Raw genomic sequence first — 13,988 nt, 5'->3', positions numbered from 1 at the left:
GGTGGCGGGAGGAAGGGGACGGGAAACGGGGGAGTGTGGTGGCGGGTCAGGTGCGCGGCTTCAGGCCCAGGAGGGCGCGTGCCCGGTCGGGAGTGGCGACCGTGGCGCCGAGCAACTCGGTGATCTGGACGGCGCGTTCGACGAGCTGCCCGTTGGTGGCCTTGACGCCCTTGCTGAGGTACAGGTTGTCCTCCAGGCCCACCCGCACATGCCCGCCGAGCAGGATCGACTGGGCGACCCACGGCATCTGCATCCGGCCGAGCGCGAAGCTCGCCCACCGGGCACCCTCGGGCAGCATGTGCACCATCGACTGAAGTACCCCCGGGTCGGCCGGTGCGCCCCACGGGATGCCCATGCACAGCTGGAAGACGGTCGGGTCGTCCAGCAGCCCCTCGGCCAGCAACTGCTTGGCGAACCACAGCTGACCGGTGTCAAAGATCTCCAACTCGGGCCGTACGCCGAGCTCCTGGATGCGCTTCGCGCCCGCCCGCAGCATGTCGGGGGTGGAGACATAGAGGTTGGAGCCGTCGCCGAAGTTGAGCGAGCCGCAGTCCAGGGTGCAGATGTCGGGCAGCAGTTCCTCGACGTGCGGCAGCCGCTCCAGGCCGCTCACCAGGTCCGTACCGGGCAGCTGCCGCAGCGGCCGGTCGGGGTCGATCACCAGGTCGCCGCCCATGCCGGCGGTGAGGTTGATGACGACGTCGGTGCCGGTCTCCTTGATCCGCTCCACCACCTCGGCGTACAGCCGCGGGTCGCGCGACGGCTCGCCGGTGCCGGGGTCGCGGACATGGATGTGCACCACCGCGGCGCCCGCGGCCGCCGCCTCGACGGCCGACGCGGCGATCTGCTCGGGCGTCACCGGGACGTGCGGGGAGCGGCGGACGGTGTCGCCGGCGCCGGTGAGCGCGCAGGTGATGATGACCTCGTGGTTCACGGGGGTCCCTTCTACGGGGGTGGGTGCCTCGGGCTCGGCGGGAAACGGCGTCAGACCGTGGGGGCGGGGGTGAGTTCGCTCTCCACGAAGGCCAGCAGTGCGGTGTGCATGGTGTCGGGGCCGGTGCTGTCCGGAGCGGTGGCGAGCACCTGAGTGGCCAGGCCGTCGATCAGTGCGGTCAGCCGGAGCGCGGTGAACTCCGGATCGACGGTGCGGAAGACGCCCTGGTCGACGCCGCGGCGTACGACCTCGGCGACGGTGGTGCGCCACTGCCGGTAGTAGTGCTCGTGCAGCCGCCCCACGGCGGTGGAGCGGGCGGCCTCGGCCCACAGATCGAGCCAGACCAGCCACTGGCGGCGCTGCTGCCCGGTGCGCGGGATCTGTAGCGCGATCAGCTGGAGCAGCTCGGCATGTGCGTCGGGGGCCGCGGCCGACTCCGCGGCGCGGCGGGCGGTGTCCTCGTCCATGCACCAGCGCACCGCCGCTTCCAGCAGCTCGTCGCGGCCGGGGAAGTGGTAGTGGACGGCGGCCGGGCTGGTGCCGCAGGCGGCGGCGATATCGGTGACCCGTACGCCGTGGAAGCCGTGCTCGGCGATCAGCCGGACGGTCTCCCGCACGAGCTGGAGCGGCCGGCCGCCCTCGGGCACGGCGGCCGGCTCGCGGCCGGCCGGCGCCGCTGGCCGCTCCGGGGCGCCGAGCAGCCAGCCGGTGTCGACCGCCCCGATATCCGCGATCCGCACGATCTCGGCCAGCGTGAAACGCCGGGTGCCACCCAGTGACCTGGACAGTTTCGAGGGGTCCATCACGATCCGGCGGGCGAACTCGCGCTGGCTGCATCCGAGCCGGCCGATCACCTGCCGGACACGGTCCGTGACCTCTCCGGCCTCGTCGGTGACCCGGTCTCCGGGGGTGTCCTCCATGGTCCGGGACCGTAACAGCGCGTTGAGAACATCGCAACGGGCGGGGTGGCGGGTGCAGGTGTGTTGGCCTGGTACAGCTGGGCCCAGGGTGCGGTGGTGCGGGCAACCTGAGAGTGGAGTCAGCGACGTGGCGACCGCTGCCGCGATGATCGCGGATAAATGGTCTGGGGACGCCGCAATCCGGGTGAATGTGGCAAAGTGACGACATGGCTGACCGGGGAGCGAAGCGGCCCACCGTGTCGGTGCCGGACGACTGGCCCGCCCACCCGGACCTGACCCTGGCCCTCAACGGCATGGGCGGCTTCGACTGGGACCTCGACAGCGGGCTGATGCATATGGACCCGCCCGCCCTCGAGGTCTTCGACATGCTCCCTGGGGAGTACGACGACCGCCCGGCCACCCTCAACACACGTGTCCCGGCCCATGAGGCGGCCCGTCTCGACGCCCTGGTCGCCCGGGCGCTCAAGGACGGCAGCGACTCCTACGGCGCCTACTTCCGGGTCCGGCTGCGCGACGGTGAGCTGCGCTGGACGCACAGCCAGGGCAGCATCCGCCGGGACAGCACCGGCCGGCCGCGCAGGATCATCGGGGTGGTCCGCGACGCCAGCCACGAATACACCCACGCGGCGGAGCGGCTCGCCGGAGATGAGGAGCGCCGGCGGCACACCAGCGTCGTCGAGCGCACCACCGCCGCCCTGGCCCACGCCAGGACGGTCGGTGAAGTGATCGCGGTGCTCGCCGATGAGCAGGGGCTGAGCCGGCTGGGCGCGGAGAACGTGATTCTGGGCCTGGTCGAGGCGGGACGCATCCGGCTGATCTCCGAGGGCAAGGCGGGCAGCTTTGTGCCCGACCTCGAATACACGCGGGTGGGCGACGAATTCCCGATGAGCGAAGTCGTCCGCACGCTCACCCCGCGCTATGTGTGCAGCCGCGCGGAATTCCGGCACAACTACCCCCGGCTGTGGCCGGCCATCGAGCCGCTGAACGTCAACTCCGCCGCCTATCTGCCGCTGATCGCACAGGGCCGTCCGATCGGGGTGATCGGTCTGTTCTTCGAGCGGGAGAGCGACTTCCGCGACCAGGAGCGCAACGTCCTGGTGGCGCTCGGCAGCAGCATCGCGCAGAGTCTGGCCCGCGCCATGCTCTACGACCAGGAGCACGATCTCGCCGCCGGCCTCCAGCAGGCCATGCTGCCGCGCCGGATCCCCGGCATCCCCGGCGCCCAGATCGCCGTCCGCTATCGCTCCGCCCGGATGGGCCGGGACATCGGCGGCGACTGGTACGACGTGATCCCGCTGCCCGACGGCCGGGTCGCCGCCGTCATCGGCGACGTCCAGGGCCATGACACCCAGGCCGCGGCTCTCATGGGCCAGCTGCGGATCGTGCTGCGCGCCTACGCCGCCGAGGGGCACGCCCCCGCCACCGTCATGGGCCGCGCCTCCGCCTTCCTCAACGAACTGGACACCGACCGCTTCGCCACCTGCACCTACGTCGACGCCGACCTGAGCACCGGCTCGGCCCGGATCGTCCGGGCCGGCCATATCGACCCGCTGCTGCGGCACGCCGAGGGCCTCTGCCGCCGGCTGCCGGTGGCCGGCGGGCTGCCGCTCGGTATCTCCTCCGAATTCCGGCGGCTCGACTACCCGGTCACCACCGTCCAGCTCGCCCCCGGCGACACCCTGCTGCTGTGCACCGACGGCGTCGTCGAACAGCCTGGCACCGACCTCGACATCGGGATGCGGGAGCTGGCCCGAGAGGTCCGCGACGGCCCCCAGGACGTCCAGCAACTCGCCGACCGGCTCTGCGAATCGGCGGGCGACCGGACCGGTGAGGACGATATGGCGCTGCTGCTGCTGCGCCGGCTGGGCGCTCCGACACACGACATCGTCGGACGGTTCCGCCAGCACATCGCGCCGGCCGACCCCGAGGGACTCTCCGCCGCCCGGCACATGATCCGGGCCGCGGTACGCGCCTGGGGCGCGGCGGACCGTGCCGAGGAGATCGAACTGGTCGCCGACGAGCTGATCACCAATGCGCTGCTGCACACCGACGGCGAGGCCGTGGTCAACATCCGTATGCCGCACAGCGTCGGGCGGCTGCTGCGGCTGGAGGTCGAGGACCACTCCAGCAGCCTGCCGCGACGCCGCGAACCGGGCGAGGCCGGCGTCTCCGGCCGCGGTCTGCTCCTCGTGGACCGCCTGGCGGACGTCTGGGGTGTGGAACCGCGCGGCAGTGGAAAGTGCGTATGGTGCGAGTTCAACTGCTCCTGACCGGTCGGCGCCGAGGCGCACCGGGAAGGGCGATCAGCGGGCACGGGTGCCGAGGCTTCGGCACGGTCGAGTGAGGACGGCTCTATGGGAACGCGGGCTGCGGAACAGCGCGAGGAAGCCCGCCAGTTGGCGGCGCGTCTGGAGGCGGAAGGCGTCCGGAACGTGGCGCTGACCTGGGTGGACAACGCAGGCATCACCCGCGTCAAGACCATTCCGGCGCAACGGCTCCCGGCTGCCGCGGAGCGCGGCGTCGGGATGTCGCCCGTATTCGACGTCTTCACCTCCGACGACGCCATCACCGAATCCGAGCACCTCGGCGGGCCCGACGGTGACCTGCGGCTCTTCCCCGACCTGGACCGCGTCACCGTACTCGCCGCCCAGCCCGGCTGGGCCTGGGCCCCGGCGGACCGCTACGACCAGCTCGGCCGGCCGCACCCCGCCTGCCAGCGGCAGTTCGCCCGGCGGATGGTGGAGCGGGCCGCCGCTGCCGGGCTGGAGCTGCGGATGGGCTTCGAAACGGAATGGGTGGTCACCCGCGCCCCGGACGGGCCCCACCCGGCCGCCGCCGGCCCGGACGAGACATTCGACTACCCCTGCGCGGGCCCCGCCTACGGCATGACCCGGGTCGTGGAACTCTCCGATTACCTCCGCGATGTCACCGAGGCGCTGGCCGTCCAGGGCATCGACGTCCTCCAGCTCCACCCCGAGTATTCGCCCGGCCAGTTCGAGGTCACCACCGCCCCGGCCGATCCCGTCCGCGCCGCCGACGACGTGGTGCTGGTCCGCGAGACCGTCCGCGCCGTCTCCGTCCGGCACGGCCTGCGTGCCTCCTTCGCCCCGTCGTTCGTCGCAGGACAGGTCGGCAACGGCTGCCACCTCCACCTCGGTCTGTACCGCGGCGGCAGCAGCCTGCACCGCACGCCGGACGCCTCATGGGGCCTGGCACCGGACGCGGTGGCCTTCCTCGGCGGCGTCCTGAACGCGCTGCCCGCCCTGCTCGCCATCGGCTGCCCCTCGCCCGCCAGCTATCTGCGGCTTCAGCCCTCGCACTGGGCCGGCGTCTACCAGTGCTGGGGCGTGGAGAACCGGGAGGCGGCGCTGCGCCTGATCACCGGCGCCCCCGACGACGCGGACGGCGGCCATGCCGAGGTCAAGACCTTCGACGCCGCCGCCAATCCGTATCTCGCGGTCGGCGCGGTCCTCGCCGCGGGGCTGCACGGCATCGAGACCGCGGCCCAGCTGCCGGCCCCGCACGCCGGCGACCCCGGCACCCTCGGCGTCCGCGAACGCGCCCGGCGCGGCATCGTACGGCTCCCCGCCACCCTCACCGAGGCGGCCGACCGGCTGGAGAAGTCCGCCCCGCTGTACGAGGCGATGGGCGAGGTCCTGCACGGTGCGGTCCTCGCCGTCCGGCGCGCCGAGGAGGCCCACTTCGCCGGCTGCGAGCCGGAGGAGATCGCCGCGGCCACTCGGTGGCGGTGGTGAGGGGGACCGCCCGTACGCTCCGGCCGTAAGGGGCAAGCGGCCGGAGCGCCTCTTCCCGCCCCGGCGCCCCTCGCGCCCCCGTCACGTGCTTTACTGCCGCGTGCCCCCTACAACGACCTCCGAAAAGGGCGAAATACCGCTGCGCTCCCGGATATTCGCCGATCTGACCCCGCTGCGCACCTCCCCGGACTACCGCCGTCTCTGGTGTGGCAACACCATCTCCTGGATGGGCCAGCAGATGACCGCACTCGCGGTCTCCCTCCAGGTCTATGCCATCACCCACTCCACCTTCTCGGTCGGCCTGGTGGGTCTGTGCTCCCTGGTGCCGCTGGTCATCTTCGGGCTGTACGGCGGCGCCATCGCCGACACCGTCGACCGCCGCAAACTGGGCCTCTACAGCGCCCTGGGCGCGACCGTGATGTCCCTGGTGCTGGCCGCCGCCGCGCTGGCCGGGTACCACCGGGTCTGGCTGCTCTACACCGTCGTCGCCTGCCAGGCCGTCTGCTTCGCGATGAACTCACCGGCCCGCAGCTCGATGATCCCGCGGCTGCTGCCCACCGAGCAGCTGCCGGCCGCCAACGCCCTCAACTCCCTGACCGGCAACCTCGGTCTGATGGGCGGGCCGATGCTGGGCGGGGTCATCGTGGGGCTGTGGGGCTATCAGACCGCGTATCTGATCGACGTGGTGGCCTTCAGCGGCTCGCTCTACGCGATGTGGCGGCTGCCGTCCATGCGGCCCGACCAGGGGGAGGGGCCGCGGCGCCGGGCCTCCGTACTGGACGGCCTGCGCTTTCTCGCCACCCGTCCGAATCTGCGGATGACGTTCTTCTCCGACCTGGCGGCGATGGTGCTCGCCCAGCCGCGCGCACTGTTCCCGGCGGTCGCGGTGCTCTGGTTCGGCGGGGACGCCAAGACCGTCGGCCTGCTGGTCGCCGCGCCCGCGGTGGGCGCCGTATTGGGCGGGCTGTTCTCCGGCTGGCTCGGCGGGATCCGCCGGCACGGTCTGGCCATCCTGATCGCGGTGGCCTCCTGGGGCGCGGCCATCGCCTGCTTCGGGCTCTCCCGGCAGTTGTGGCTGGGGCTGTTCTTCCTGGCCGTGGCCGGCTGCGCGGACACCGTCTCGATGGTCTTCCGCAGCACCATGCTTCAGGCGGCGACACCGGACGCGATGCGCGGCCGGCTCCAGGGTGTCTTCATCGTGGTGGTGGCCGGTGGCCCACGCCTCGGCGACTTCCTCGCCGGCTCCGCGGCCGACCTGACCTCCCCGGCCGCCGCGGTCATCGGCGGCGGCCTGGCCTGCATCCTGACCGTCACGGCGCTCGGCCTCGCCCGCCGCGCCTTCGCCCGCTACGACGCCCGCGACCCACAGCCGTGAGGGCCCCGTATGCCAGGACGCGCCCCGTCGAGCGCCCGGTGGGGGTACCCCCGGCGGCGCCCCTACAGAAGCACCGGATGCAATTCCGGTTCCTCGAAGCCCTCGTCATCGAAGGGGTAGAGGGGACGCCGTACGCGGTGGTGTCCGAGGCGTAGGAGGTCCTGGTCGACGCCGCCCGGGGTGAGGGCGAGCAGCCAGTCCGCGGCCATCTCGTACAGCTCGGGTTCCAGGTAACCGATCTTGACGACCACCAGGTCGTAGGCGAGCGGGTCCAGAACGCCGAAGTCCGCGCGGGTGTGGAACGGCTTCCGGCGCTCGGTCAGCACGACCGTCACCCCGCCGCAGGTGACGGCCGCGGACCGGCCGCCGCCGTCGTGGGCCGGACTCCCGCCCGGCGCGCCGGAGTCCGGGCCCGCCGGTTCGTCCACGGCGGTGACCGTGCCGGTGAGCACGTACGGTGCGGCGTGTGGGCCGGTGCCCGCGCTGAACCGGCCGCCCACGCTGAGCGTGACCTCGGCGCTGACCCCGGCGGCGCAGCAGACGGCGACGGCCTCGGGGTCGGTGATGCCCGGGTGCAGCGCCGTGACCCGGCCGCTCGACAGGTCCTCGTCGGCCAGCAGGCGGCCGAGCATGTACGCGAGGTCCCCGGCGCCGCCGGCCGTGGGGTTGTCGCCGGAGTCGCTGATCAGGAACGGGCGGGCGGAGGAGGCGACGGCGCGGGCGATGCAGGTGTCGGCGTCCCCGGTCGGGCCGGCGAAGACGAAGTCGCGGCGTGCGTCCCAGTACGCGCGGGCCAGCGATCCGGCCTGCGCCAGGGCGAGTTCGGGATCGTCCGCGGTGACCACCACGGCGGCCCGGCAGCGTGCCTCGTCGGCCCAGGCGTAGCCCACCCAGATCGCCGCGTCCACGACCCCGTCGAGCGCCTCGACCGAGGCCAGCCGCCCGTAGAGCGAAGCGGCCGGTTCCAGCCGGGTGCTGGTCTTCTCACCGGGCAGCAGGACCGGAATCTGCACCCAGGCCCGGTACGGGCGGCCCAGCCCGCGGACCAGCCGTTCGACGAGCTTGCGGGCGGCCCGCTCCCGGGTCTCCCAGGCGTCCTCGTGCGGGGCCATACGGTGTGCGGTGAGCAGATCGAGGTGCTCGGCGAAACGGCGCGAGACGTTGCCGTGCGGATCCATGGAGGCCGAGATCAGTGTGCCGGGGCCGGTCGCGGCCCGTACCGCGGCGGTGAGATCGGCCTCCGCGTCGTCCAGTCCGACCACGCTCATGGCGCCGTGGATGTCGTACACCAGCCCGTCCAGCGGGCCCGTCTCCCGGATCCGGCCGGTCAGTTCGTCCTTGATGCGGTCGTAGGCGGCACTCTCGACCGGCCCGCCGGGCACCGCGACGGCATGCACCAGCGGTACCCACTCCACCAGCCCGGCCGGATCGCTGTCCGGCCGGGTCCAGGTGTAGCGGTCCAGCAGTGCACGCCCCCGGGTGACGCGGAAGTCGTCGTAGGCCGAACGGTGCGGGCAGAACTGGCTGGACTCGATGGCCATACCGCCGATGCCGATCCGGAGCCGGGAGCTGGTCGGGGTGGACATGGGGCTCACTTTCCGCTGGGCGGACGGGAGTTGGGCAGCAGACCCGGTTGGGCGGGCGGGAGGTGGACAACGGACCCCGCCGGCCGGGCAGGAGTTCGGTGCCGCGGTGGACCGATTACCCGCCGTACGCCTCGCCCCGCGCCCCCGGTCAGTAGTGAGTCAGCGCCGTCGCTCCGGACGCCGTGCCGATGGCCATATGCGGATGCGTGGACGGTCGCACCCAGGACAGGATGCGCGCCATCGCCCCTGCCGGTACGGAGACGCAGCCGGCCGTGGCGCCCTTCCCGTGGACGTGGAGGAAGATTCCGGCTCCGCGGCCGCGCACCGGGCGGTGGTAGTTGAAGCCGATGACCAGGGCCCGGCTGTACTGCGTCGGGTAGCCGGCCAGCCGCTCGGACTCAGCGGCCGCGCAGTCCGGGGGCAGCGGGTCCACCCAGCGGTTGTAGGAGGCGGAGGCGTTGTCCTCGCACCACCAGGAGTGCGCGCCGACCCTGCGGTACGGGATCGTGGTGCCGGGCGGTGCCGGGGCGGCCCCGAAGCCGAAGGGCAGGTCGTACAGGCCGGTCGGGGTGGTCGAGGTGCCCTGCACCCGGCTGCCGCCCTCGGCCAGTCCGCCGGCTCCGAAGCGGGCCGGTGCCGAACCCCTCAGTCGCCAGCGGCCGTTGTGCCGCTGCCACCACTGCACGGTCCCCGTGGTGGCGGCCAGGGTCCGCGCACGGGCGGTGATGAGCTGGGTGCCGCCGCCGGTGTCGGCCATCGCGGCGGGGAGGGGGCCGCCGGGGCCGGGAGAGACGGCGGGTGGCGCGGCCGCCGCACCGGGGGCGGCAGGCGCACCCAGCGCCACACCGGCCGCCGACAGCAGCGCCACGACGCCTGCGCCGAGCCTGCGTCGTGCGCTCCCCGACAGAGCCCCGGCCCCGGCCCTGGTCCGGGTCCTCGCCGGCAGCGCCAGGCCCCCGGTCCTGCTCCGGTTCCTCGCCCGCAGCGCCAGGCCCCAGACCGTGCCGCGGCCCCTCGCCCGCAGCGTCACCGCCACGCGCCCGACCCCGCCGCCGGTCCCCGCCCGGCGCGGCGTCGTCCTCGTCCTCATCCTCGTCCGGGTCCCGGTCCACGTCATGGGCATGACCGCACGGTAGGGCGTGACCGGCGTGCCCGGCGACGCCCGATCGGGTCATATACGCCGCGCCCCGCCCGTCCGCAACCCGTCCGCGGCAATCCGCCGTGCGCCGGGGCCATGGACGGGCGAAACTCGGGTACGGGGGCTGATGTGCCACTAGCCGTCTCATTCTGGAGGCCCGCAGTGCAGCGGCAACCGTATACGTGCAGTGAGCGCACGCTCGACCGAGAACCGCAGCCGACGCCGGATCCGGGGGGCCCACCGCCGAACCCCGTCCCGGACCCGCTCCCCGGCCCGCCGGTCCCGCCCACGCCGCCCGAACCCATACCGCCGGAACCGTCGCCGATACCCCGTCCGCCCGGACCCGATCCCGACCCGGTCCCGGAGCCGTCCCCGGCCCCTTCGCCGCTCTCCTAGGAGCCGCCCGGACTTCCGCCCCGTATACCGCGGGTACCACGTCCCCGCACCATCAAGGAGGTGCTGATCATGGCCATCGCCACGGTCAACCCGGCCACCGGCGAGACCCTGAAGACCTTCGACGCGCTCAACGCGGGCGAGATCGAAGATCATCTGGTCCGGGCGGAGCAGGCTTTCCAGGAGCACCGGACCACGAGCTTCGCCCGCCGCAGGGAACTGCTCCTCGCGGCCGCCGACCTGCTCGACGCCGACCAGGACGGCATCGCCCGCACCATGACCACGGAGATGGGCAAACCGCTGGCCCAGGCGCGCGCGGAGGCCGCGAAGTGCGCCAAGACCATGCGCTGGTACGCCACCCACGCCGAGGCGCTGCTCGCCGATGAGCACCCCGACCCCGCCGATGTCAGCGACTCCGGCGCGCGGCGCGCCGTGGTGCGCTACCGCCCCCTCGGCACCGTGCTCGCGGTGATGCCCTGGAACTTCCCGCTCTGGCAGGTCGTACGGTTCGCCGCGCCCGCCCTGATGGCGGGCAACACCGGGCTGCTCAAGCACGCCTCGAACGTCCCGCAGACCGCCCTGTACATCGAGGAACTCTTCCGCCGTGCCGGCTACCCCGAGGGCTGTTTCCAGACCCTGCTGATCGGTTCCGGCGCCGTCGAGGAGATCCTGCGCGACCCGCGGATCGCCGCCGCGACCCTCACCGGCAGCGAACCGGCCGGCCGCGCGGTGGCCGCCGTCTCCGGCGACGAGGTCAAGAAGACCGTCCTCGAACTCGGCGGCAGCGACCCGTTCCTCGTGCTCCCCTCCGCCGACCTCGACAAGGCGGCCCGCGTCGGCGTCACCGCGCGCGTCCAGAACAACGGGCAGTCGTGTATCGCGGCCAAGCGGTTCATCGTGCACGAGGACGTCTACGACGCGTTCGTCGAGCGGTTCACCAGCCGTATGGCCGCGCTGACGGTCGGCGACCCCATGGACGAGAACACCGATGTCGGGCCGCTCTCCAGCGAACAGGGCCGCTCCGACCTGGAGGAGCTCGTCGATGACGCGGTCCACAAGGGCGCCACCGCCCTGTGTGGCGGACAGCGGCCACCGCAGCACCGCGCGGGCTGGTTCTATGAGCCGACGGTGCTGTCCGGCATCACCTCCGAGATGCGCATCCACCAGGAGGAGGCGTTCGGGCCGGTCGCCACGCTCTACCGCGTCGCCGACCTGGACGAGGCGGTGCGGATCGCCAACGACACACCGTTCGGGCTCAGTTCCAACGCCTGGACCCGGGACCCCGACGAACAGGACCGGCTGGCCCGCGATCTTCAGGCCGGCGGAGTCTTCTTCAACGGGATGACCGCCTCCCACCCGGGCCTCCCGTTCGGCGGCGCCAAGCGCTCCGGCTACGGTCGGGAGCTCTCCGGGCACGGCATGCGGGAGTTCTGCAATATGACGACGCTGTGGTACGGGCCGGAGGACTGAGAACCCGGACGCCACAACGGAGTTGGCCTCTGCGGGTGCGCCTGCCGGAGCGGTTCGTGGGGGACGGGAGCGGGTACGTTCCGGTTAGGCCGAGTCGGCCAACGGCCAGGTTGGTCGGCTCGGCCCCTCGTGGACCGGGGCGGACCGCGGCGGCCGCGGCGCAGAATGTCGTCGCCCGACGATGACGGTCCGGCCGGCCGGTGGTCCGAGGGCCGGTGGACGGCCTCCGGCAGAGCCCAGATACCGCCAATCGGCTTTCCCGGCACGGGAATTCAGTGCGTCAGATCCGCCGTGTCCGGCACCGCGAACTCGCACCACAGGGCCTTGCCCGCGCCCCGCGGCTCCGCGCCCCATGCGTCGGCGAGCGCCTCGACCAGCATCAGGCCCCGGCCGGAGGTGGCGGTCTCGCCGGGGTTGCGCCGCCGTGGCCACCGGCTGGAGCGGTCCTCGACCTCCAGCCGGATCCGGCGCGGGGTGCCGGGCAGCAGCTCCACGGAGACCAGGGCGCCGCTCTCGGTGTGCGTCAGCGCGTTGGCGATCAGCTCGGAGGCGGCGACCTCGATGTTGTGCATCACGGCGCCCGCCCGCCACTGGTCCAGTGTGCGGCGCAGCGCGGAGCGGACCTCCGCGGCGCCCGACGGATCGGCCTGATGCACATGCAGCCGCAGCCGCGGGGTGGTGGCGCCCCCGGGGCCGGGCAGCCGGTGCAGCAGCAGGAGGGCCATGTCGTCCTCCGAGCCGGGATCGGCCCACAGATGGTCCGACAGCCGGTCGGCGAGCGCCTCCAGGTCCGTGGGCCCGGCGCGGACCGCCGCGGACAGCGCGTCGATACCGGCGGAGATGTCCCGGCCGGGCTGTTCCACCAGGCCGTCGGTGCACAGCAGCAGCGTCGACCCCGGCTCCAGGAACAGCTGGGTCTCCGGGAAGTGGTCGTGCCCGAAGTGCGTGGCCAGGCCCAGCGGCAGGCCGCCGCGGACCTCGGGCCAGTCGATGTGCCGGGAGCTGTTGCTGATCAGCGGGCCGAGATGGCCGGCCCGCGCGAGGTGCAGTGCCCCGGATTCCAGATCGGCCTGGATGTACGTACACGTCGCGAAGCGCTCGGTGTCCAGCTCGGCCAGGAAGCGGGAGGCCCGCACCAGCACGGTCTCCGGGGAGTGCCCCTCGCTGGCATAGGCGCGCAGCGCGATGCGCAGCTGGCCCATCACGGCGGCCGCATGGGTGTCGTGGCCCTGCACATCGCCGACCACCAGCCCGGTCCGCCCCTGGGGCAGCGCGATCACGTCGTACCAGTCGCCGCCGATGTCCCGCCCGACGCTCGCCGGGTGGTAGCGCACGGTGACCGCGCCGCCCGTGAGGGGCGGCAGCCGGCGCGGCAGCATCGTCGCCTGAAGGCCCGTCGCGAACTCCCGCTCCTGATCGAAGAGGGTCGCCCGCTGCACCGACTGCGCGACGACACCGGCCAGCGCCAGCGCCAGGTTCCTGGCCTCCGGCGACTGCACCGCCGGTTCGGCGTTGAACAGCCCCAGCGCACCGATGACGGTGTCCTGCGCGATCAGCGGCAGGAACGCCGCGCTGCCCGCCGGCAGCACGTCCGTATACGGGCGCAGCCGCGGATAGCGGGCGATCAGCTCACCGCGGCTGCTGAGGAAGATGGACCGCCGGGAGCGTGCCGCGTCGGCCAGCGGCAGGGTGTCGTCCAGCCGTGACACCATCATGTCGTCGGGCACCTCGCCCTCCAGCCCGGCGGTGGCGATGACCTCGAACTGGTCGTTCTCGACCAGCCCCAGGACCAGTCCGTCCGCGCCGAACCGGCGGGCGCCGCCGGCCCCGGTGAGCACCCGGGTCACATCCCTGACGGACAGCGCACGGGCCAGCGCGGCGGTGGTCTGCTGCACCATCACGGTCTGCCGCTGCCGCTCCTGCTGGAGCGACCGCAGCAGCGCGGAGTCCGCCAGCTCGCTGGTCGCCTCCCGGACGATGCCGATGATCCGGTACGGCTTCCCGTCCGCGTCGTGCAGAATCCGCCCCTGCGAATGCGTCCAGCGCTGGGTCCCGTCGCGGCACTGGAGCCGGAAGTAGGCCCCGTACGACGAGTGGCCGTCCTGGAGGGCCTGGGAGAGCGCCTCGTCGAGCCGCAGTCCCTCCTCCGGCGGCACGCGCGTGACCAGGGACATCGGTGCGCCGTCGTATTCGTCCGGGCGGAGGTCGAAGACCTCCATGGCGCCGGCGTCCAAGGCCATGGAACCGCGGTCCAGATCCCAGTCGAAGGTGCCCATCCGGTTGAGGGAGAGCCGCTCACGCAGTCCGATGGGCTCCCGGTGCGACACCCCGGGGGTGTCCTCCGCGACATGCCGCCACGCCCGGTCGGCCCGGGGGTCATAGTCCTTGTCGGACGGTTCCAGGGGCGGGCCGGTCAT

At 73.0% G+C, this 13,988-nt stretch carries 9 protein-coding genes; 4 read left to right on the top strand and 5 right to left on the bottom strand.

Going from position 1 to position 13,988, the window contains the following annotated elements; translation table 11 throughout:
- Positions 1-46 precede the first annotated feature (46 nt).
- Entirely contained in the window at positions 47-934 is an 888-nt protein-coding gene (locus TU31_RS31430) for a beta-keto acid cleavage family enzyme (protein WP_042160919.1), read from the bottom strand.
- Positions 935-984: 50 nt separating this feature from the next.
- A complete protein-coding gene (locus tag TU31_RS31425) occupies positions 985-1,854 on the bottom strand; it encodes a TetR/AcrR family transcriptional regulator (protein ID WP_042160917.1) in 870 nt (289 codons plus the stop codon).
- 206 nt (positions 1,855-2,060) lie between these two features.
- Here TU31_RS31425 and TU31_RS31420 point away from each other — a divergent pair, with 206 nt between their 5' ends.
- The 3 genes from TU31_RS31420 to TU31_RS31410 all read left to right on the top strand — a co-directional run bounded on the left by TU31_RS31420 (position 2,061) and on the right by TU31_RS31410 (position 6,984).
- Entirely contained in the window at positions 2,061-4,124 is a 2,064-nt protein-coding gene (locus TU31_RS31420) for a SpoIIE family protein phosphatase (protein WP_042160915.1), read from the top strand.
- Between the two features lie 84 nt (positions 4,125-4,208).
- The gene (locus TU31_RS31415) at positions 4,209-5,609 is read left to right on the top strand and encodes a glutamine synthetase family protein (protein ID WP_042160913.1); all 1,401 of its coding nucleotides are present in this window, start codon (positions 4,209-4,211) and stop codon (positions 5,607-5,609) included.
- A 100-nt stretch (positions 5,610-5,709) separates the two neighbouring features.
- Entirely contained in the window at positions 5,710-6,984 is a 1,275-nt protein-coding gene (locus TU31_RS31410) for an MFS transporter (RefSeq protein ID WP_245698925.1), read from the top strand.
- Between the two features lie 62 nt (positions 6,985-7,046).
- Here the strand turns inward: TU31_RS31410 and TU31_RS31405 are convergent, their stop codons facing one another.
- Together TU31_RS31405 and TU31_RS31400 are read right to left on the bottom strand one after the other, a co-directional pair.
- Positions 7,047-8,570, bottom strand: a complete 1,524-nt coding sequence (locus tag TU31_RS31405) for a M81 family metallopeptidase (RefSeq protein ID WP_042160909.1) — start codon at positions 8,568-8,570, stop codon at positions 7,047-7,049.
- 148 nt (positions 8,571-8,718) lie between these two features.
- On the bottom strand, positions 8,719-9,429 hold the full coding sequence (locus TU31_RS31400; protein ID WP_370682782.1) for a L,D-transpeptidase family protein: 711 nt from the start codon (positions 9,427-9,429) through the stop codon (positions 8,719-8,721).
- 744 nt (positions 9,430-10,173) lie between these two features.
- Between TU31_RS31400 and TU31_RS31395 the strand changes: the two genes are divergently transcribed.
- Positions 10,174-11,571 carry an NADP-dependent succinic semialdehyde dehydrogenase gene (locus tag TU31_RS31395; RefSeq protein WP_042161420.1) on the top strand — a complete coding sequence of 466 codons (1,398 nt, stop codon included), beginning with the start codon at positions 10,174-10,176 and terminating at the stop codon, positions 11,569-11,571.
- Positions 11,572-11,843: 272 nt separating this feature from the next.
- On the opposite strand, the gene TU31_RS31390 is transcribed toward TU31_RS31395, so the two are convergent.
- Entirely contained in the window at positions 11,844-13,988 is a 2,145-nt protein-coding gene (locus TU31_RS31390) for a SpoIIE family protein phosphatase (RefSeq protein WP_042160906.1), read from the bottom strand.

Source organism: Streptomyces lydicamycinicus (genome assembly GCF_000829715.2).
GTDB classification, from domain to species: Bacteria; Actinomycetota; Actinomycetes; order Streptomycetales; family Streptomycetaceae; genus Streptomyces; species Streptomyces lydicamycinicus.
This window is presented reverse-complemented; position numbering and strand designations above follow the sequence as displayed.

Coding starts and splice junctions, on each gene's coding strand:
- TU31_RS31415 (WP_042160913.1), top strand. CDS start 4,209: ATGGGAACGCGGGCTGCGGAACAGCGCGAGGAAGCCCGCCAGTTGGCG.
- TU31_RS31420 (WP_042160915.1), top strand. CDS start 2,061: ATGGCTGACCGGGGAGCGAAGCGGCCCACCGTGTCGGTGCCGGACGAC.
- TU31_RS31425 (WP_042160917.1), bottom strand. CDS start 1,854: ATGGAGGACACCCCCGGAGACCGGGTCACCGACGAGGCCGGAGAGGTC.
- TU31_RS31405 (WP_042160909.1), bottom strand. CDS start 8,570: ATGTCCACCCCGACCAGCTCCCGGCTCCGGATCGGCATCGGCGGTATG.
- TU31_RS31390 (WP_042160906.1), bottom strand. CDS start 13,988: ATGACCGGCCCGCCCCTGGAACCGTCCGACAAGGACTATGACCCCCGG.
- TU31_RS31395 (WP_042161420.1), top strand. CDS start 10,174: ATGGCCATCGCCACGGTCAACCCGGCCACCGGCGAGACCCTGAAGACC.